Below are 20463 nucleotides of genomic sequence, written 5' to 3' on the forward strand. Positions count from 1 at the left end.
GGCTTGCGACAGTCGCCGCGACGGGTATGGTGACCGCATGACAACAGACCAGATTATTCTATTTTCCCTTTTCGCCATTGTTTTTGGAATGCTGCTGTGGGGGAAGTTTCGATATGACCTCGTGGCCTTTACCGCCCTTTTGATCGGAGTTGTGCTGGGTGTTGTACCGGTTGATGACGCTTTTGCCGGGTTCGGACACCCCGCCACAATCATCGTTGCTTTGGTTCTGGTCGTCTCGGCAGGGCTTGTCAGATCGGGGGCCGTCTTTCTAATCACCCGCACGCTGGTTGATGCATCACGCGGGCTTGGCGCGCACATCGCGCTGATGGGCGGGATCGGCGCGGTCTTGTCCGCCTTTATGAACAACGTGGCTGCGCTGGCACTGCTGATGCCCGTCGATATCCAAACCGCGCGCAAGGCTGGCCGGTCGGTCGGTCTGACACTGATGCCGCTGAGCTTTGCCACCATTCTGGGCGGCATGGCCACCCTGATCGGTACGCCGCCCAACATTATCATTGCCTCAATCCGGGCTGAAACTCTGGGCGAACCGTTCCGTATGTTCGACTTCGCACCGGTGGGCGGTCTGGCCGCCATCGCTGGCCTCGCTTTCGTCGCCCTTGTCGGCTGGCGTTTGATCCCCAATCGCGGAACACAGGAAGAAGCCTCTGAAACCCTCGCTGAATACATCGCGGAACTGACAGTACCACCAGAGTCCCCGCAAATCGAAAAACGTGTCAGCGAGCTTTACGAGGCCGCCGAAAAATCCGACGTGGCCATCATTGGTCTTATCCGGGATGGCAAGCGACGCTATGGCCGTTCGGCCCATGCAACAATCAAACCGGGCGATGCTTTGGTGCTTGAGGCCCGCCCCGAGGCGCTGGACGAGTTCCGCACGGCTCTGAATCTCGATTTCTCGGACTCCCGCCGTCAGGAATTGCTGACCGCCGAGGGGGACGGTCTGGAAGTTGTTGAGGTCGTTGTACCACTGAACGCACGCGTCACCGGCCGCACCGCGCAAGGTTTGGGGTTGGCATGGCGTCAGAGCACCGTTCTCATGGGGATTTCACGTCAGGGTCGCCAGATAACCGAACAGGTCCGCAAAACCCAGATTGAAGCGGGCGACATTCTGTTGCTCCTCTGCCCTCGCGACCGCAGTACCGACGTGACAGAATGGCTGGGGTGTTTGCCACTGGCTGAACGAGGACTGAACGTAACCGCCAACGAAAAGGCGTGGCTGGCCATTGGCCTGTTCGCCGCTGCTGTGCTGGCGGCCAGTGTTGGTCTGATCTATCTGCCTATCGCCTTGGGGCTGGTCGTTGTCGCCTATGTCCTGACCAAGATCATGCCGATTGCCGATATCTATAATCATATCGAATGGCCTGTCGTCGTGCTGCTGGGCTCAATGATCCCGCTTGGCAGCGCATTGGAGACATCTGGCGGAACGGAACTTATTGCGAATGCGTTAATTCATCTGACCGATGGCCTTCCTGCATGGGCCATTCTGACGGTGTTGATGGTGGTCACCATGACCCTGTCGGACGTGCTGAATAACACCGCCACCGCCATCGTCGCAGCGCCCGTCGGTATCCAGATGGCCCGCACGCTTGAGGTTTCGCCCGACCCGTTCCTGATGACCGTTGCAGTGGCTGCCTCGGCCGCGTTTCTGACGCCGATCGGGCACAAGAACAATACGTTGGTGTTAGGTCCTGGTGGCTATCAGTTTGGCGATTATTGGCGCATGGGGTTGCCGCTGGAAATCCTGATCATCGCCGTCTCCATTCCTGCAATTCTTGTATTTTGGCCCCTTTGACGGATAAGAGCCTTTCATGAAACGATTTCTGATCCTGCAACTGCGTCCGGAAACCGACGCTTCGGATGCCGAGTATGCGTCGATTCTGGACAAGACCGGGTTGCCGCCAGAACAGACCCATCGTATCCGATTGGACTGCGAGGTCTTGCCCGACGATCTGGATGTTACAGATTACGCCGGGGTGATCGTCGGCGGCGGCCCTGGATGTGTGAGCGACGATCCGAACACCAAATCAGAAACCGACGCGCGCATTGAAGCGGCGATCATGGGGCTGATGCCGCAAGTCATCGCGCAGGATCATCCGTTTATGGGGTGCTGCTATGGGTTGGGAATACTCGCAGCCTATCTTGGCGGTGATGTCAGCAAAGATAGGTACGGTGAACCTGTCGGACCTTCGACCTGCCATCTGACCGAAGACGGCGCACAGGACCCGTTGACGGAAGGACTGGCCGGAACATTCGACGCCTTTGTTGGCCACAAGGAGGCCGTGCAGGCGCTGCCCGATGGGTGCGCGCATCTGCTGGCCTCGGACCCGTGTCCGTTTCAAATGATCCGCTGGGGGCAGAATGTCTACGCCACCCAGTTCCACCCCGAAGCGGATGCGCGCGATTTTGAACAGCGCATCAACATTTACAAGAACCACGGCTATTTTCCGCCCGAGGACGCCCAGCGCCTGATCGATATCTGCCATGCTGCGGATGTTACACAACCGGCCGAAATCCTCCGCAGGTTCGCCGAACGCTATGGATGACCTAACGGCGTTATTGCCTGATCCACAATCGCTCGCTTAGGGTGGCCCGAACGGCTTTGGGAGGAGTTGTTCTTGGATCTTCTAATAAATGTCGGCCTGCCGCTGTCGTTGGCCATTATCATGCTGTCCCTCGGCGTCGGGCTCCAGGTCGCCGATTTCCGCCGCGTTCTTAACCGGCGCTATCCATTTGCCATCGGTGCGTTGTGTCAGGTTGTGCTGCTGCCGGTCGCGGCCTTCATCACGGTGATATTGTTTGCATTGCCGCCCGAGATTGCAGTCGGCTTCATGATCCTCAGTTTTTGTCCGGGTGGCGTGACCAGCAACATCCTGTCGAAACTGGCCAAGGGCGATGTCGCACTGTCGGTCAGCCTGACCGCCGTCATCAGCCTGCTGTCGATGGTGACTGTCCCCTTTCTTGCTGCATGGTCAGTGAATTACTTCATGGGCGATGCCGCGCCCGAGGTTTCCATCTCTGGGCTTGCAATCGCCATGTTCCTGATCACGACACTACCAGTGGCGATTGGCGTCACACTTCGCAGCTTTGCGACCGGCTTTGCAAAGCGGATCGAGCCCGCGCTGTCAAAGCTTGCAACCGTTCTGTTCGTGCTGATCGTCGTGGCTGCTTTGGCTGGAAACTGGCAACTGTTTGTGGACAACCTGGGCGTGATGGGCGCCGGATTGATCTCATTGAACATCGCCCTTCTGTTGATCGGCTTAGGATTGGCGCGTGCGGCAAACCTGACCTGGAACGAAAGCAAGACCGTTTCTATCGAAACCGGAATACAAAACTCGACCCTTGGGATTACACTGGCTGCATTGATCACGGCGACGGAAAGCGGATTCAGTCCGTTGGCCCTGCCCTCGGCTGTGTACGGAATAACTATGTATGTTGTGGCTATGCCCTTCATCCTTTGGTTCCGCAACCGCTGAAAGGATAAGACATGACGAATAACTCTGCCGATGCCATCGTCGTGGGGGCTGGGCTGGCCGGGTTGGCCGCCGCGGCCGAACTGGGCGATCGGGGCAAAAAGGTGATCGTGGTCGATCAGGAACCCGCGCATTTCCTGGGCGGTCAGGCGTTCTGGAGCCTTGGCGGGCTCTTTATGGTCGACACGCCAGAACAGCGGCGCATGGGGATCAAGGACAGCTACGACCTAGCCCTGCGCGACTGGATGGGCAGCGCGCAGTTCGACCGCGACGAAGATGCATGGCCCCGCAAATGGGCCGAGGCCTACGTAGAATTTGCCGCCGGCGAGATGCGCCCCTGGCTTCACGACATGGGCTTGCGCTGGTTCCCCATTGTCGGTTGGGCAGAACGCGGCGGTTCCTATGCGGATGGTCATGGCAATTCTGTGCCCCGTTTTCATATCACGTGGGGCACGGGTCCCGGTGTTCTGGAACAGTTCAAACGCCGTGTGCGCGAACATGTCAGCAACGGGTTGATCGAGTTGAAATTCCGCCATCAGGTCAGCCACATCATCATGCAGAACGGAGCCGCCAAGGGCGTTTCGGGCGAGGTTCTGGCCGATGATACCGCACCCCACGGTGCCAAGACCAACCGCGATGAGGTCGGAGAGTTCGAATTTTATGCGCCGGCTGTCATCGTCACCTCGGGCGGTATCGGAGGCAACTTCGAAATGGTGCGCAAAAGCTGGCCGCGTGACCGTCTGGGCGAACCGCCCAAGGACATGGTTGCGGGTGTGCCATTCCATGTCGATGGGCGCATGATCGGTATCAGCGAAAAGGCAGGCGGTCACGTCATCAACGGAGACCGGATGTGGCACTACACCGAAGGCGTGCGCAACTGGAACCCGATCTGGCCATCGCATGGGATTCGCATTCTGCCTGGCCCAAGCTCAATGTGGTTCGACGCCGAAGGAAATCGGCTGAAGCCGCCTTGCCTGCCCGGCTTTGATACATTGAGCACGCTAAAAGAAATTCTGAAGACCGGCCACGAATACAGCTGGTTTGTTCTGACCCAAAAGGTGATCAAAAAGGAATTCGCCCTATCCGGGTCCGAACAAAATCCCGACATGACCGATGGTGGTTGGAAAGAGGTTTTGTTCCAACGCATTCTGACAGGGTCCAAAGCCACGGCCCCGGTCGAGGCGTTCAAAGAACACGGAGAGGATTTTGTCGTTGCCAATACCTTGACCGAACTGGTGAACGGCATGAACCATCTGGGCGGAGGCTTGATTGATGAGACCCACCTACGCGCCCAGATCGAGGCGCGGGATTCGCAGGTCGACAACCCGTTCACCAAAGACGCACAAATGGCCGCCATTCTGGCCGCGCGCAACTATCGCGGTGACAAACTGATCCGTACCGCCAAGCCGCACAAGTTCCTGGACCCGGCCAATGGTCCGCTGATCGCAGTGAAACTGCATGTGCTGACCCGCAAAACACTGGGCGGGCTCCAGACCAATCTGGACAGCCAGATGGTTGGCGCAGACGGTCAGGTCATTCCCGGCCTGTTCGCAGCCGGAGAGGTCGCGGGCTTCGGCGGCGGTGGCTATCACGGCTACAACGCGCTTGAAGGTTCATTCCTGGGCGGCTGCATATTCTCAGGTCGCAATGCAGGGCGGTCAAGGGCCGTCGCATGACGACCCGTTAACCTCTACTGTTCCCGGGCAAACTGCACGACAGATTGCCCGGAGCTGTCCAGCAGGACCAGCGTATCCCCTTTGAACACATAGGCAGACACACCCTGAAGGGCCTTGAAGAACTGCCTCTCAACCTCATCCAAAGGCGGCGGGCATGCCATCAGCGTCGCGGCCATGTTGTCTGGGAACTCTATGTTCGTTCCGACAATCTTCGCCTGACCGGAAAACCGGTTGCACCCCCCGGTTCCGGAAAAAGCACCGTCCTGTGCGAATGACAAGGCGGGGCGACGTTCGGTCTCCAACGGGACACCATGCAAACCTGTAGCAATCCAGTTGGTGCCTTCCAAAGTGGCTGCGCCTGGCGCTTGGACCTTAACCAGTATTAGGTCCGTGGCGTTCCCGGCACCGTTTGTCAGAACCGGGTAAGCAGTGTCTGTGATATAGAGCAACCTGTCGCCCTGAAAGACCGAACCACGAACCACATAGCGCATCCCATCCTGTATCAGTGCATCGTCATAGCTCAGTTCGAATTGCGCGGGTACGCCGGTCAGCGCGTAACGTTTGGCGGACAAGGTCACCGAAGGCACATCAGCACGCGAGACGTCTTGCAATTGCACAAACAGGGTCGCATCGGGTGGCACGGCGATACGCTCGCGATATGTGGCTGTGCCTTCGATCGTTCCGCCGACGGCAGCGCTGCTCAGCATGGCTGAGGTGGCTGCGACCGCAATCGCAGTATATCCGGTTTTGAGCATGGAAGTGCTCCTTTTCGAAAAATCACTTTCTCAAAACATTGTATGAGATTATGAGTTTACAAGGACTTCCCCGGAAAACCAGCAGTTCTGCGCCGATCTTACAGCGGCCAGATCAGCGGGATCAGCAGCGATGCCAACAATCCGACGGTCAGGTTCAGAGGCACGCCAACCTTCAGAAAATCGGTGAACCGGTATCCACCCGGGCCGTAAACCATCATGTTGGTCTGATACCCGATCGGCGTCGCGAAAGACGCTGAGGCCGCAACCATGACCGCCACGACCAGAGGGCGCGGATCGATTCCCACCGCCTGAGCCAATCCGATGGCAATCGGTGTCACAACGACGGCCACAGCGTTATTCGACACGAGTTCAGTCAGCACCGAGGTCAGTAGATAGACCGCCCAGATGATCAGGAATGGTGGAAGAGCACCCAGGCCAGGCGCAACGGCTTCGACAATCAAGGAAACTGCACCGGATTTATCCAATGCAGCGCCAATGGCCAGCATCGAGAAGATCAGGGCCAATAACCGCCCTTCGACAAAGGAAAACGCCTCATCCGCGTCAATGCATCGGGTAATCAAAACAACCGCAACAGCCAGAACCGAGAGCAGCAGAATGGGTGCAACGCCCAGCGCGGCCAGCGCGACGATCCCGACCAGCGCCCCGATGGCGATCGGTGCGTGGCTACGGCGAAATGCACGCGCCGAGGGCTGGGTCACATCAACCATATCCATATCAGCCGCCAGCTTCTGGATATCGGCTGGCGAGCCCTCCAAAAGCAGCGTGTCACCAACTCGAACGACCAGATCATCCAGCTGACGCCCGATATTCTGGTTCCGGCGATGAACCGCCAATACATAAACGCCATAACGACGGCGCAAACGCATCGCGCCCAGCGTCCGCCCGACCATGCGGCAGCCCGGAGTGATCAGCACTTCGACCGTCTTGGTCTCAACCGCCGAGACCTGATCGACACGCTTGAGTTCCTTGTTGGTTTGTAAGCTCAGCAGTTCCGTCATCTCGGTTCGCAGAACCACACGGTCGCCGACCTTCAGAACGACACCCTTGAGGTTGCGCCGCAGCGACTCGTCTCCGCGCACAACGTCGATCAGACGCACGCCCTGACGCTTGAACAACTGCACACCGGTCACTTCGCGTCCGATCAGGTTGCTGTCCGGTGGGATCACCGCCTCGGTAAAGAATTTCATCTTCGACCTGTCGCTAAGCATGGATGCCATGCTGTCACGCTCAGGTAGCAGGCGCGGCGCCACAAAACGCAGATAGAACATGCCGTAAATGACCAGCGCGATGCCCAGCGGCGTGACCTCAAAGATCGTAAACGGGGTCATCCCCTGCGCCCGCGCGACACCATCGACCAGCAGGTTGGTCGAGGTCCCGATCAGGGTCAGTGTGCCGCCCAGAATAGCCGCATAACTAAGCGGGATCAGCAGTTTCGAGGCCGGAACGTTCAGCGTGCGCGCGATCTGAACGAACACGGGGATCATGACGACCACTACGGGCGTATTTGAGACAACCGCCGAGGCCAAAACGACAAAAGCCATCAGCGTTGCAATTGCGACCTTGGGATTCACCTGTGCCTGCTTTTGAGCAGTCGATGTGAATGCGTCCAACGCGCCGGTACGGACCAAAGCTCCCATGATGATGAACATCGCAGCAATTGTCCAAGGGGCCGGGTTTGACAGGACCGCAAGCGCACTTTGGTAAGGCAGAATGCCTGTCGCCAACATCACCGCGACGCCACCGATTGCTACAACTTCGGTCGGATAGACTTCGCGCAGGAACATGATGAACATGCCTGCAACGACCAACAGCGCCAGTATCGCGCTTCCCATTTCTGTCAGCTGAAGGAATTGCATTCTTGGTATTCTGTCCGAACCCTGGCCTGGCTTACGCGCCCGTCAGGCAGTTTCACGCATTGCGCGCGACAGAGCAAGCCTGACGTGGAATTATTGCGGTCCAGCCTGTTGCAACCGCCCGCCAACGCGTACCATTTGAACAGATTTTGCCTGCCCGTCGCGGTCGTCGGTTTCAACAAACACGCCGCTCAGCGTAGCCTCACCGTTGGCCGGGGTGAACCGGGCCTTGGGCATGCCTGTGATGAACCGACGCATCGGCTCAAGCTTATCCATCCCGATGACCGAGTCATAATCGCCACACATGCCAGCATCCGTCAGATAGGCCGTTCCACCTGGTAGTACCTGCGCGTCTGCGGTCGGTACGTGTGTGTGCGTGCCGACCACAAGGCTGGCGCGTTTGTCACAATAGTGACCCATGGCCATCTTCTCGGACGTCGCTTCGCAGTGCATATCAACAATGATCGCCTGCGCCTGACCCCCGCGCGGGTGCGACCTGAGAATAGGTTCGATGGCCGAGAACGGATCATCAAATGGACGCTTCATGAAGACCTGCCCCAACACCTGAACTACCAGAATCTTGCGCCCACCCGGCGCAGTGTACAGCCGGTGCCCCCGACCCGGGGCACCCTTGGCAAAGTTCACCGGACGCACGATGCGAGGTTCATTTTCGATAAACTGGAGCATGTCCTTCTGGTCGAACGCGTGATCGCCCAGCGTAAGGCAATCCGCGCCCGCGTCCAGCAGCAGCTTGGCGTGATCGCCCGTAAGGCCCATGCCATTCGAGGCGTTCTCGCCATTGACTACAACAAAATCCAGCCGCCACTCGTCGCGCAAACGCGGCAAATGTTGCTGAACAGCCGCGCGCCCAGCACGGCCCATGACGTCACCCAGAAACAGTATTCTCATCCATATCGTCCTAAGTGTGGTAACAGCCAAGCACAAGTGGTTAAGCTGGCGACATAATCTGACAAAGTACTTTACCCAGGAGAATTCTCATGCGCTTTGCCCTTCTGACCACTGCCAGTCTGACGATGCTTGCGGCCTGCGACCAGCCAGCTTCAACCGGGTCTTCGACCCAGTTGGCAAACCCCGCCGCAACCTTCTGCGTTGAAAGCGGCAACCGCTATGAAATTCGCGATGGTGACGAAGGCCAGACTGGTGTCTGTATCTTGCCCGATGGCAAGGAAGTCGATGCGTGGAAGTACTTCCGCGAAAACAGCCCGACCTGAAGCGGTCAGGCCCGGAACGTCAGAACCCGGCTTTCCGTGATGACCATATCCAACGGCTGATCCGTTGGTTCCAACGGCAACCCTTCGGCCTCTTGTGCGTCAAAGGCAAATCCGATGGCCAACGTAGGGCGCTTGGCGCGCAAACCTTCCAGCGTGCGGTCGTAAAAACCGCCACCATATCCCAGCCTTCCGCCCTGCGCGTCAAAGGCGACCAGCGGCACGATCAGGATCTCGGGGTCGAAATAGTCGTCGACCTCGGGGACTTTCGCGCCGAACGGCCCGTTTTTCAGAACACCCTCAGGCGTCCAGCGCGAAAACCGCAACGCCTGTCCGGCGGCCTGAATGACTGGCACGCCGACCGGGCCATAAGCGGCCGCTTCGGACATTGCGGGCAGCGGGTCAATCTCTGTGCGGATCGGCATGTAGCCCGACATCGGCACGCCGCGATGACCCGCCAGCACTTCGGACAGTCGCCCTGCTGCACCCGGCAATCGCGCATCAAACGCGGCCTTGCGGCGTGCAAATGCCGCCTTGCGCGCGGCGGCTTTGATTTCAGTCAGATCGGTCACAGAAGCACCACGCTGGCAAGCCCAAGAAAGATGAAGAACCCCATGACATCCGTTGTGGTCGTCACGAAAGTCCCAGACGCCAGCGCCGGGTCAACGCCCAGACGGTCCAGCACGACCGGTACTACCGTACCTGCAAAGCCCGCGATCACCATATTCACGACCAAGGCCGAGCCGATCACGACACCCAACAAAGGAGAATCGAACCACATCATGCCGACGGTCCCCAAAACGGTCGCAAAACACAGCCCATTGAGCATACCCACCAGCAATTCCCGCCGGATCACGCGCATAACGTTCGCGTTGGTCAGGTCGCGAGTCGCCAGCGCCCGCACGGCAACCGTCAGCGACTGCGTACCGGCGTTGCCTCCCATCGATGCCACGATCGGCATCAAGATGGCCAATGCAACCAGTTGATCAATCGCCGCTTCAAACTGGGAAATCACCAGCGAGGCACAGATCGCCGTGCACAGGTTCACCGCAAGCCAGGGTAGCCGACGCTTGCTGGTCGCGGCGACGCTATCGGACAGAGAGCTCTCTTCACCCACACCAGCCAGACGCAGGATGTCCTCTTCATGTTCTTCATCCAGAACGACCATCGCATCGTCAATGGTAATCACACCAACGAGACGCCCATCGGCATCAACCACAGGCGCAGAAATCAGGTGGTACTGGTTAAATGCATAAGCGACATCCTCTTCATCCTGATCGACCGGGATTGTATGGAATTCCTCTTCGGCGATGTCGTGCAGGGTGACCTCGCGACGCGTCGCCATAAGCTTGCCCAGTGTGACCTGAGCCACCGGCTTGAGTCGCGGATCAACCAGAACCACGTGATAGAACTGTTCCGGCAGGTCATCATTGGCGCGCATGAAGTCGATGGCCTGCCCAACTGTCCAATGCTCGGGCGCCATGACGACCTCTCGCTGCATGAGGCGACCGGCCGAGTTTTCGGGGTAGGACAGCGCCTGTTCGGCCGCGTGACGCTCAGGTTCTTCCAGAGCATCAAGGATGGCCTCTTGCTGCGGTTCTTCGAGGTCCTCCAGCAGGTCGACAACATCGTCGCTTTCCATGTCCCGCACGGCCTCGGCCAAAACGTCGGGGCGCAGGATACCAATCACCTCTTCGCGCAGCGCTTCGTCCAGTTCGGAGAGGATGTCGCCGTCGAACTCTTTGTCGTACAGACGGATCAGGTGAACGCGTTCATGGGGGCTGATCTGCTCCAGAAGGTCAGCGATGTCCGCCGCGTGCAGAGGATCCATAAGCTCGATCAGCTTATCGCGATCGTCTACCTCGACCGCATACAAGATGTCCGCTACAGTCTTGCGGTCCAGCGCATAAACATCGTCGTCACTCGTGGACTCGGTTACGGGTTCATCAAAGCCTGTGGTCATGTTGCCCCCGTGTGTTCGCGCATTGACCCCTAATTAGAAGAAGCAGCTACCGGAAAACAATGACAATGCGCCGATTTACCGGCAAGTTTCGTCCCCTTATGCTGTTTCGTAGTCCCACACAGGCGGAGATAAACAGAAATGGCGCATAAAACGCTGCTGAAAGGGCGTGTCCTCAGCTTCAACGGATCACCATTCGAAGGTGAACCGATAGAGGCGGTGACGATCAGCGAAGCGGTCCTTGTTGAAGACGGCCGCATTTCTGCAGTTGGCGATGCTGACAGCCTGCTCGCCGCGCAACCGGAGGTCGAGGTTGTAAACCACGGTCAGCACGTGATCATGGCCGGTTTTGTGGATGCCCATGTCCACTACCCGCAAACCGCCATGATTGCCAGTTGGGGCAAACGCCTGATCGACTGGCTGAATACCTATACTTTCCCCGAGGAAATGAAGTTTGGGAATCCCGAATACGCAGCCGAGATCGCCAACCGTTACCTTGATCTGACAGCCGCGCATGGGACGACAACGATGTGCAGTTTCTGCACCATCCACCCCGAAAGTGTCGATGCATTCTTCACGGCTGCACAGCAACGCGGGCAACGTGTGGTGGCGGGTAAAACCTGCATGGACCGCAATGCGCCCGAAGGACTGCGGGACACGCCGCAGACGGCCTACGACCAGTCGCAGGCCTTGCTGGAGAAATGGCACAGCGTCGACCGGATATCATACGCCATCACTCCGCGATTTTCGCCAACATCAACGCCCGAGCAGCTTGAAGCGATGGGCGCGCTATGGGCTGAACATCCGCATTGCCTGATGCAAACGCACCTGAGCGAGCAAACCGACGAAATCGCGTGGGTGCGTGAACTGTTTCCCGACGCACGGGACTATCTTGATACCTACGAAAAGTTCGGACTGCTGGGTTCGCATGGCGTTTATGGCCATGTCATCCACCTGGAAGCGCGTGAACGCGATCGGCTGCGCGAAGTTGACGCCTCACTGATCCATTGCCCAACCTCGAACACCTTTATCGGATCCGGCCTGTTCGACATGGACGGGTTGATGCGCGAAGGTCACCGGGTTGGACTTGCAACAGATACCGGCGGCGGGTCCAGCTTTTCGATGCTGCACACAATGGCCTCGGCCTATGAAATCGGACAACTGCGCGGTTCACCTTTGCACGCTGCACAACTATTGTGGCTGGGCACGGTCGGCTCGGCCCGCACGCTGCGGATGGATGATTGCATCGGCAACGTAGCACCGGGGATGGAGGCTGATCTGGTTGTTCTCGACCTGGCTTCAACCCCCGCCATCGCCCAGCGCGAGGCTTGCGCCGATGACCTGTGGGAGGCCATTTTCCCAACCATCATGATGGGCGACGACCGGGCTATTGCCGAAGTATGGATCGCCGGTCGCCGCGTGACGTCCTAGGCTTGCAAAGCACGGGCCAGCTGGGCCTGCCGTTCGATTACGCGCGGCACGTCCAACGTCGTGACATGCCCGTCGCGCACGATCTGGCGGCCTTCGACAAACAGGTGTTTCACCTTCATTGGCCCGGCCAGCAGCAAAGCGGCCGGGTCCCAACTGCCCGCGCTTTCGATGCCGCGTGTGTCCCATATGGCAATGTCGGCGCGCTTACCGGGCTCAAGCCGACCGCAATCGGGGCGGTTCAGCACATCTGCACCGCCACGCGTGGCAATCTCCAACGCTTCGCGTGACGACATTGCATCCGCGCCATTGGCAACGCGCTGCAGCAGCATGGCTTGTCGGGCCTCGAGGATCAGACTGCCGTTATCGTTGCTGGCCGAACCGTCGGCGCCCAGCCCCACCGGAACCCCGTGATCACGCATTGCCCGCACTGGGGCGATACCCGATCCCAATCGACAATTGGAGCAAGGACAATGGGCCACACCTGTTTGGGTTCTGGCAAACAGATCAATCTCGGCCCCGTCCAGCTTTACGCAATGTGCATGCCAGACGTCTGATCCGGTCCACCCCAGGTCTTCGGCATATTGACCGGGGCGGCACCCGAATTGCGCCTGCGAATAGGCAATATCCTCATCATTTTCTGCTAGATGAGTGTGCAACATCACGCCCTTGTCGCGCGCAAGGATTGCCGTGTCGCGCATCAGGTCACGGCTGACCGAGAACGGAGAACAGGGCGCTAACCCAACCCGGCACATCGCCCCTTCGGATGGGTCGTGAAACGCGTCGACCACACGGATCATGTCATCAAGGATCGCCGATTCGACTTCGACCAAGGTATCAGGCGGCAATCCTCCGTCGCTTTCACCAATACTCATCGCGCCACGGGTCGGATGGAACCGCAGGCCAATTTCAGCGGCAGCGGCAATCGTGTCGTCCAGACGCGCGCCATTGGGATACAGGTATAAGTGATCAGAGCTAAGCGTGCATCCAGACTGAGCCAATTCCGCCAGACCGATCTGAGCCGACACGAACATCTCTTCGGGGCCGAAACGAGACCATATCGGGTAGAGTGTTTGCAGCCAACCAAACAGCAACGCATCCTGCCCTCCTGGTACGGCCCGCGTCAGGGTTTGGTACAAATGGTGGTGGGTGTTCACGAGACCGGGGGTCACAACACAACCCGCGGCATCGTGAATCTCTCCGTCTGTTTGCAGGTTGTGGCCGATCTGCTTGATCTGACCTCCAGAAATTAGAATGTCCGCGCCCGACAGTTCTTGCCGCGCGTCATCCATCGTCAGTATGGTATCTGCATTTTTGATAAGGATTTCAGCCAATTCGCCCTCCTGCATTAGCCCGTCTCATGCAAGAAGTGCAAAGGCTGGCGGAAAACGGGCATAAGAACCAGCCAAGTGGAACTTACCTGACCGGCTGAACCCCGGCAACCGGTTTCAGTAGTTGTGCAGGATTTCCAGTGCAACCGCGTGCAGTTCGGGGTTGGCTGCGGCCAGCGCCCGTCCGCCATGATGGGCCGGACCACCCTGCCAGTCAGTCACAACGCCACCCGCAGCCTCTATCACTGCGATAGGGGCTTGGATGTCGTAAGCATTCAGACCAGCTTCGATCACCAGATCAACCTGTCCCGCCGCAACCAGCGCATAGGCATAGCAATCCATACCATAGCGGGTCAGTTTTGCATGCCGGGCCACAGCTTCAAACCCCGCGCGATCCTCGGGTGTTCCGACCTCGGGGAAGGTAGTGAATACAATTGCCTGATCCAAGGTGGGCGTCGCGCGTGTTTTCAACTGTGCCGTTCCGGTTGGACCTGTGACCTGCGCAATCTCCGCCGAACCCACGAACCGCTCACCGATATAAGGTTGGTCGATAACCCCCATGATCGGGCCGTCAGACGTACTGAGGGCAATCAGAACGCCCCAGGTCGGAGTCCCGCTGATGAACCCCCTGGTGCCGTCTATGGGATCCAGAACCCATGTCCGGCCGCTGGAGCCTTCTTCGCGGCCAAATTCTTCGCCAAAAATGCCGTCTTCGGGCCGATGGCGCGCAAGCACGTCGCGCATCGCTTTTTCAGCGTTTCGGTCGGCAATGGTGACGGGGTCAAACCCACCGCTCAATTTGTTGGATGTCTGTAGGTCGGTCTGCCTGAAAACGGGAAGAATGGCCGCACGCGCCGCGTCGGCCATTTCTTCGGCAACTTCCAGATCGCTTAGAGAGATCTCTTGCATGCGTAACCCGTGAGGCGCGCACGGTTTGGAGTCAACCCGCTAAATTATGCGACGTCGCTGAGAACCCGAGCCAGTTCGAACAGGCGGCGGCGTTGATTTTCGGGAATCGCATAATAGGACCGCACGAGGTCCAGCGCTTCCTTGTCCCCCATTAGATCGGCAGGAACCGACTTTTTGCCAGCGGTTTCTTTTTCGGCCTCTTCCAGACCTTCAAAGAAAAAGCTGACGGGAACGTCCAATGCCTCGGCAATGTCCCACAGGCGAGACGCGCTGATCCGGTTGGCCCCAGTTTCATACTTTTGAATTTGTTGAAACTTAATACCAACTTGCTGCGCCAACTGCTGTTGGGTCATGCCAATCAGCCAGCGGCGATGCCGGACGCGCTTGCCCACATGGACATCGACGTGATGGGTCATTGGTATTCTCCTCTCCTACACACACAACTACCTGGGGCGCGCGTTGATTTTCATCGCAACACTAACGAGTCGCACTTAACCACTCCCTAATTTGGAACATGCCCCCAAAACAGCACCATAGCGCAATATTGCCGCAATTGGATATTTTTTCAAGAAGGTTGAATCTGTTTCGGGCAACAAAGATTTAGGGTTGTGTGTTTTCGACGCGGCGGAAATTCCTAAGCGCAATGTCCGGCACCTCAATGCGCCTAGTTCGGACGGCGAAGAGATTGACAAACCCTGGCTGAAGAGAATCTATGCCCCCAAAACTACGGAGCGCGATCATGCAGGCATTCACGATTCCAACCCAAGGAAGCGCCGCCCGACTGGCTGAGGTTGACCTTCCCGAACCCGGCGCCGGGCAAGTGCGCATCGCGATCAAGGCTTGCGGATTGAACTTTGCAGACCTGCTGATGCAGAAAGGCACTTACCAGGACACGCCCAAGGCTCCGTTCACCCTTGGTATGGAAGTTGCGGGCGTTGTCGACAAGCTGGGCAGCGGTATCACCCGTTTAAATGTCGGGGATCGTGTGGCCGTATATTCCGGTCAGGGCGGATTGGCAGAGTTTGGCGTTTTCGATGCAGACCGGGCGATCTTACTACCCGAAGCCATCAGCTTCGAAGACGCTGCGGCCATACAGATCGCGTATGGAACCAGCCACATCGCGCTGGATCACCGGGCGCATCTCCAACCGGGTGAAACCCTGTTGGTCACCGGAGCGGCAGGTGGGGTTGGACTTACGGCCGTTGAAATCGGCAAGCTGATGGGCGCGACAGTGATTGCCCATGCACGCGGGCAGGAAAAGCTGGACATAGCCCGCGCTGCTGGCGCGGATCATCTGATCGACGCCTCCGAGGATCTGCGCGCACGCGTCAAGGAACTGGGCGGCGCCGATGTCGTATATGATGCGATCGGCGGGGATGTGTTCAAGGCCGCTTTCCGGGCGACCAACCCCGAAGGTCGCCTATTGCCGATCGGGTTTGCAGGCGGAGATGTTCCGCAAATACCTGCCAACCATCTGCTCGTGAAGAACCTGACCGTGATCGGCTTTTACATCGGCGGCTACCTGAGGTTCCGGCCTCAGATCGTGCAAGACAGCTTTGATACACTTTTCGGCTGGCTCGCCGAAGGGCGGATCAAGCCGCATATCAGCCACGTTCTTCCGCTTGCCGACGCTGAGAAGGGAATGCAGCTGCTGCGCGACCGGGTAGCTACGGGCAAGGTGGTGGTGACGCCCTAACGCGCCCCTACCCCACAACCGCCTTGAGCGGCGCACTGCCCAGCATGCGGAAATTCTGACGTACCAAAGCAGCAAGCGCTTCGACGACGGCACCGCGCCCGGCTTCACCGCCGTACAGATTGATCATATGTGCGGGCAGTTCCGGTAGTGCGCCACCGGTGTCGATTTGTTCCAGATGTGCCGGTTCAGTTCCGTCCAGCATGGCGTGGACGGCCAGATCCGCACTGACGGTCGCCTCAATCGTGCGGTCGTTTTCTGTTTCGACCGACAGCTCCCAAGGAATGCCCATCGCGTCGAGGGCCGAGATCATTTGTGGCCGGAACGCGCATCGCCGCCCAACGGCCAGAGGGATCGGATTTTTTCGCCACGCTGACCCGCCCGGCGCACCGATCCACCGCAACGGCAACTCGGCCACGGTCTCGGATCCGTCGCCAGCAGAGGCCTCGGTAGTCAGAATCAAATCGCACTCGCCCCGCCGGAACATGTCCTTCAGTTGCAGCGAATATGACGAAATCAGTTGAACCCGAACTCGTGGGAAGTCGGCATTGAAACGCTGCAAAACGCGCGGAATGGCCGGGTAGACGATGTCATGGGGAACCCCCAGAACGACTTCGCCCTCATACGCCTGATCGGTCAGCTTCGAGATCACTTCGTCATTCAATGCAATCATGCGCCGGGCATAGGCGAGCAATTGTTCCCCCGAAGCCGTCAGCGCAATTGTCCGACCGCTGCGATCCAACAATTCAAGATCCAACAGCTCTTCCAGCCGCTTCAACTGCATCGAAACCGCGGATTGCGTCAGATGAAGAAACCCGGCTGCCCGCGTCACGCCCCCTTGGTCCGCGACGGCAACAAAGGAACGGAGCGTAGTGATATCCAAATTTCGCATGTTCACGATTCCTTATGCATCTCTTCAAAAATATTCATTTTCAAAATGTGACATATTGCGCCATATAAATCAAGGAAGTTGATGGAAGAAGCTCAAACCATCGACAATCAGAGAAAGGACAATAAACATGACCCAAATTGCAATCAAACAGCACTGCAAACCGCAGCGTCGCTTTTTGTTGTCCTCGCTTCAGGATGTCTTCTCTCTTCTGCGCCAGCGTCAAACGCTTGCCAAACTTGATGATCGCGCTCTGGAAGACATCGGCATCACCCGCGAACAAGCCGAAGCTGAGGCTTCGCGATCCATTTGGGATGCGCCTGATTTCTGGCAAAAGTGACTTGAAATCGCACCTTTTCTCGGTGAATGGCAGCGCGAAACGTCGGGCTGCCATTTTTGTTGCGTGTTTTAGCCAGTTTCCGGCGTTAAACCCTTGAAACGCAGCCCGCACTTGCCGATATTTGCGGGGAACGCGGCCGTTATCACGGCCACGACAAGAAATATGCGAAGGGAGACCCTTAATGGCACAATTTGACACGATCCGGACGGCGACCGGTGCGCGCGCTGCCCAGATTGACGAGGGCCTGCGCGCCCATATGAACAAAGTCTACGGCACCATGTCCATCGGCATGCTGATTACTTTCATGGCAGCATGGGCCATTTCCGGCCTTGCAACGACAACCGACCCGTCGGCCGCAGCCGGGCAAATCAGTTCGGGCACGTATCTGACGTCGCTGGGCGCCGCGATCTATACCTCGCCGCTGCGCTGGGTGATCATGTTTGCACCCCTAGCCTTCATCTTCGGCTTTAGCGCCGGCATCAACCGCCTTTCCGCTGCGGCGGCGCAGTTGGTGTTCTACGCTTTTGCGGCCGTCATGGGCCTGTCGATCAGCTGGATTTTCATTGCCTTTACCGGCATGTCGATCATTCAGGTATTCCTGATCACCTCGATCGCCTTCGCAGGGCTGTCCTTGTATGGCTACGTGACCAAAAAAGACCTGTCCGGAATGGGCACATTCCTGATCATGGGTCTGATTGGCCTGATCGTGGCGATGGTCGTGAACATCTTCCTGCAATCACCCGCAATGATGTATGCCATCTCGGTGATCGGCGTTCTGATTTTTGCTGGCCTGACTGCCTATGACACCCAGAAAATCAAAACCACCTACCTGCAGATGGCCCATTCGGGTGACCAGGAATGGCTGGGCAAAGCAGCAATCATGGGCGCGTTGAGCCTGTATCTGGACTTTATCAACATGTTCATGTTCCTGCTGCAGCTGTTCGGAAGCCGCGAATAAGGCAGCTTGGGATGCGAAATCAAAGGCGGGCCAGATTGGCCCGCCTTTTTTTGTTTCTGCGCAACATAATGCCCTCAACGACGATCACGCCACTCAGGCTTGGCCTCTAAAAGCAAAAAAGCCCCCACCGAAACTGTGGAGGCTTTTTAATTTGTAACTTGTCGTTGGATCAGCTGCAGTTCAGAGCAACTGCAAAGCCGGAGCTGCGCGACGATGATCCCTTGCCAAATACGTCACCTGCCGGCAGACATCCGGTAAACTGCTCAGCATTTTGGCCAAAGGCAGCGCCGATGTCGTTGTCGATACGTGTACTATTGTTTGCCGTCCGAAGCACACCAAACAAAGTGCCGTTCACACTGACGGTGCTCAGAAACAGATTCATGTCCGAACCGGTCAGAATAACCGAGTTCGATTCGTTGCGCCCGCCGTTGTCAATCGCGACACGGGCCACTTTCTCTGCCTCAACCTGATCTGTCACGACCGGTATTGTTGGCAAAACGGCCAGTTCCGCCGGAATATTCGTGGCCTCGGGAAGGAACGAGACCGCGCCGGGAACATCAGAGAGAGTCCGGGGCTCACCATCTATGCCCGTAAAGCCAACGCCCGAGCGGTTATAAGGATCCTCACAGGCCGCAAGAGCGAAAACTGCGATTGTGGATAACAAGATTTTTTTCATGGCGACCAACATTTTGGAACGATTTGCTGAAGCGTATGGCCAAGGTGTCCCAAAAAGCAACCCGCGGTCCAGACGAATAGCCGTTGTGCTGATGCGCCACTGCAACGGCCAACTCCCGAGCCCGCGCTTTTTGCGCGACGGCGAGCATAAAGAAAAAGGGCCCCGCGCCCGCGGAACCCTTTTCTTTTCTGTCCAAGCTGGACGGCAGATTACTTGATCTTGCCTTCCTTGTACTCGACATGTTTCCGAGCAACCGGATCGTATTTACGAACGGTCATTTTCTCGGTCATGGTACGCGCGTTCTTTTTGGTCACGTAGAAGTGGCCCGTGCCCGCGGTCGAGTTCAGACGGATCTTGATTGTCGTCGGCTTCGCCATGGTTGATCTCCTGCGTCCGAAAAGGCAGGGGCCTTTCGGTTGAATTCCTATGAGCGTGCGCTTTTACGCCTTGCACGGCTCGTGTCAAGGGCAATCCGGCACATGATCGGCCGAGCGGGGATCAGGCTCAGGTCGAAAGGGTCGGCGCACCCATATACCTGTGTATCTGGTCACGTTCAGCGTCCGACAACCCGAGCGCAGTTGCCAGCTGAACGAGGTATGACGCCTCTCGTTGGTTATCCAGTCGAATCGCCGCCAGAGACGTGGCATAGACCTGCGTCTTCAGTGGCGCACCGGAGTCTGCCGCCAATCCAATCACATCAATCGGGCCGTTCAACTGATCCTGGACAAAGGCGCGTTCTTCATCGCTGATGTCATCGCCCAACTCGCCTAGGATGGTCTCCTTCTCTTGCGCGTCCAGTTCCCCGTCCGCTTTGGCCGCCTGGATCATCGCGCGCAGCATCAGCTTGGCTTGCTCTTCCATCGCGGCACCGCCCGGCGTGCCTTTGAACACCGTTTCCATCATGTCGACGGTTTGCTGGCTACCTGACTTTGCTGCCCCCTGCATGGCATTCATCAAACCACCAAGACCAGCGGCCCCGGCTGAATTGCCCATGCCAAGCTTTCCAATCATCTCCTGCAACCCGGCGGCACCACCGGGCATCCCGAACTGTTCTGCCATCTTGCCCAGCTGATCCATGCCAAAGCCACCGCCGGCCCCTTGCATCATGTCCTGCAAACCGGCCATCCCGCCCATTTGCTTGTATTTTTCCATGCCCTTTGCGGCCGCAAACCCAACCGCAACCGAAGCCAGTGCCTTCATGAAGCTCATAACAATCCTCCAAATACTCAAAACCCGTTTCCACAATATAGCAGATAT

At 57.9% G+C, this 20463-nt stretch carries 21 protein-coding genes; 9 read left to right on the forward strand and 12 right to left on the reverse strand.

All coding sequences use genetic code 11. From position 1 onward, the window contains the following. The first annotated feature begins 37 nt into the window (after positions 1-37). The 4 genes from GOW16_RS01415 to GOW16_RS01430 all read left to right on the forward strand — a co-directional run bounded on the left by GOW16_RS01415 (position 38) and on the right by GOW16_RS01430 (position 5164). The gene (locus GOW16_RS01415) at positions 38-1810 is read left to right on the forward strand and encodes an SLC13 family permease (RefSeq protein ID WP_170409529.1); all 1773 of its coding nucleotides are present in this window, start codon (positions 38-40) and stop codon (positions 1808-1810) included. Between the two features lie 16 nt (positions 1811-1826). Then, positions 1827-2561, forward strand: a complete 735-nt coding sequence (locus GOW16_RS01420; RefSeq protein WP_170409531.1) for a glutamine amidotransferase — start codon at positions 1827-1829, stop codon at positions 2559-2561. Between the two features lie 72 nt (positions 2562-2633). Further along, positions 2634-3491: a bile acid:sodium symporter family protein gene (locus GOW16_RS01425; protein WP_170409533.1), complete on the forward strand. Its 858-nt coding sequence runs from the start codon at positions 2634-2636 to the stop codon at positions 3489-3491. Positions 3492-3502: 11 nt separating this feature from the next. Further along, positions 3503-5164, forward strand: a complete 1662-nt coding sequence (locus GOW16_RS01430; protein ID WP_170409535.1) for an FAD-binding dehydrogenase — start codon at positions 3503-3505, stop codon at positions 5162-5164. 14 nt (positions 5165-5178) lie between these two features. On the opposite strand, the gene GOW16_RS01435 is transcribed toward GOW16_RS01430, so the two are convergent. From GOW16_RS01435 to GOW16_RS01445, 3 genes are all read right to left on the reverse strand, one after another. Further along, positions 5179-5919, reverse strand: a complete 741-nt coding sequence (locus tag GOW16_RS01435) for a YbaY family lipoprotein (RefSeq protein WP_170409537.1) — start codon at positions 5917-5919, stop codon at positions 5179-5181. 98 nt (positions 5920-6017) lie between these two features. Continuing rightward, positions 6018-7796: an SLC13 family permease gene (locus GOW16_RS01440; RefSeq protein ID WP_170409539.1), complete on the reverse strand. Its 1779-nt coding sequence runs from the start codon at positions 7794-7796 to the stop codon at positions 6018-6020. A 90-nt stretch (positions 7797-7886) separates the two neighbouring features. After that, positions 7887-8702, reverse strand: a complete 816-nt coding sequence (locus GOW16_RS01445) for a TIGR00282 family metallophosphoesterase (RefSeq protein ID WP_170409541.1) — start codon at positions 8700-8702, stop codon at positions 7887-7889. A gap of 89 nt (positions 8703-8791) precedes the next feature. On the opposite strand from GOW16_RS01445, the gene GOW16_RS01450 reads away from it, so the two are divergent. Then, positions 8792-9025: a putative hemolysin gene (locus GOW16_RS01450; protein ID WP_170409543.1), complete on the forward strand. Its 234-nt coding sequence runs from the start codon at positions 8792-8794 to the stop codon at positions 9023-9025. A 5-nt stretch (positions 9026-9030) separates the two neighbouring features. Here GOW16_RS01450 and GOW16_RS01455 read toward each other — a convergent pair whose 3' ends face one another. Together GOW16_RS01455 and mgtE are read right to left on the reverse strand one after the other, a co-directional pair. Beyond that, the gene (locus GOW16_RS01455; protein ID WP_170409545.1) at positions 9031-9594 is read right to left on the reverse strand and encodes a 5-formyltetrahydrofolate cyclo-ligase; all 564 of its coding nucleotides are present in this window, start codon (positions 9592-9594) and stop codon (positions 9031-9033) included. Beyond that, positions 9591-10985, reverse strand: a complete 1395-nt coding sequence (mgtE, locus tag GOW16_RS01460) for a magnesium transporter (protein WP_170409547.1) — start codon at positions 10983-10985, stop codon at positions 9591-9593. The genes GOW16_RS01455 and mgtE overlap by 4 nt, the downstream gene beginning before the upstream one ends. Before the next feature lie 138 nt (positions 10986-11123). Between mgtE and guaD the strand changes: the two genes are divergently transcribed. Then, positions 11124-12413 (forward strand): guanine deaminase, encoded by a 1290-nt coding sequence (guaD, locus tag GOW16_RS01465; protein ID WP_170409549.1) that lies wholly within the window; start codon positions 11124-11126, stop codon positions 12411-12413. Here the strand turns inward: guaD and GOW16_RS01470 are convergent. From GOW16_RS01470 to GOW16_RS01480, 3 genes are all read right to left on the reverse strand, one after another. Further along, entirely contained in the window at positions 12410-13744 is a 1335-nt protein-coding gene (locus tag GOW16_RS01470; protein WP_170409551.1) for an 8-oxoguanine deaminase, read from the reverse strand. The genes guaD and GOW16_RS01470 overlap by 4 nt on opposite strands. Positions 13745-13858: 114 nt before the next feature. After that, positions 13859-14650 carry a histidinol-phosphatase gene (gene hisN, locus GOW16_RS01475; RefSeq protein WP_170409553.1) on the reverse strand — a complete coding sequence of 264 codons (792 nt, stop codon included), beginning with the start codon at positions 14648-14650 and terminating at the stop codon, positions 13859-13861. Positions 14651-14694: 44 nt separating this feature from the next. Further along, positions 14695-15066 carry a helix-turn-helix domain-containing protein gene (locus GOW16_RS01480; RefSeq protein ID WP_170352458.1) on the reverse strand — a complete coding sequence of 124 codons (372 nt, stop codon included), beginning with the start codon at positions 15064-15066 and terminating at the stop codon, positions 14695-14697. A gap of 323 nt (positions 15067-15389) precedes the next feature. On the opposite strand from GOW16_RS01480, the gene GOW16_RS01485 reads away from it, so the two are divergent. Further along, positions 15390-16346, forward strand: coding sequence for an NADPH:quinone oxidoreductase family protein (locus GOW16_RS01485; RefSeq protein ID WP_170409555.1), 957 nt, complete (start codon positions 15390-15392; stop codon positions 16344-16346). Between the two features lie 7 nt (positions 16347-16353). Here the strand turns inward: GOW16_RS01485 and GOW16_RS01490 are convergent, their stop codons facing one another. After that, positions 16354-17235, reverse strand: a complete 882-nt coding sequence (locus GOW16_RS01490; protein WP_170409557.1) for a LysR family transcriptional regulator — start codon at positions 17233-17235, stop codon at positions 16354-16356. A gap of 127 nt (positions 17236-17362) precedes the next feature. Here GOW16_RS01490 and GOW16_RS01495 point away from each other — a divergent pair, with 127 nt between their 5' ends. Further along, on the forward strand, positions 17363-17572 hold the full coding sequence (locus GOW16_RS01495) for a DUF1127 domain-containing protein (protein WP_170409559.1): 210 nt from the start codon (positions 17363-17365) through the stop codon (positions 17570-17572). 181 nt (positions 17573-17753) lie between these two features. Then, positions 17754-18530 carry a Bax inhibitor-1/YccA family protein gene (locus GOW16_RS01500; RefSeq protein ID WP_170409561.1) on the forward strand — a complete coding sequence of 259 codons (777 nt, stop codon included), beginning with the start codon at positions 17754-17756 and terminating at the stop codon, positions 18528-18530. A gap of 169 nt (positions 18531-18699) precedes the next feature. Here GOW16_RS01500 and GOW16_RS01505 read toward each other — a convergent pair whose 3' ends face one another. From GOW16_RS01505 to GOW16_RS01515, 3 genes are all read right to left on the reverse strand, one after another. Then, a complete protein-coding gene (locus GOW16_RS01505) occupies positions 18700-19206 on the reverse strand; it encodes a hypothetical protein (RefSeq protein WP_170409563.1) in 507 nt (168 codons plus the stop codon). Positions 19207-19415: 209 nt separating this feature from the next. Continuing rightward, a complete protein-coding gene (rpmG, locus tag GOW16_RS01510) occupies positions 19416-19583 on the reverse strand; it encodes a 50S ribosomal protein L33 (protein WP_005630270.1) in 168 nt (55 codons plus the stop codon). 127 nt (positions 19584-19710) lie between these two features. Continuing rightward, entirely contained in the window at positions 19711-20415 is a 705-nt protein-coding gene (locus tag GOW16_RS01515) for a DUF533 domain-containing protein (protein ID WP_170409565.1), read from the reverse strand. Positions 20416-20463 lie beyond the last annotated feature (48 nt).

It is taken from the genome of Ruegeria atlantica (assembly GCF_013033965.1).
Lineage (GTDB): Bacteria > Pseudomonadota > Alphaproteobacteria > Rhodobacterales > Rhodobacteraceae > Ruegeria > Ruegeria atlantica_D.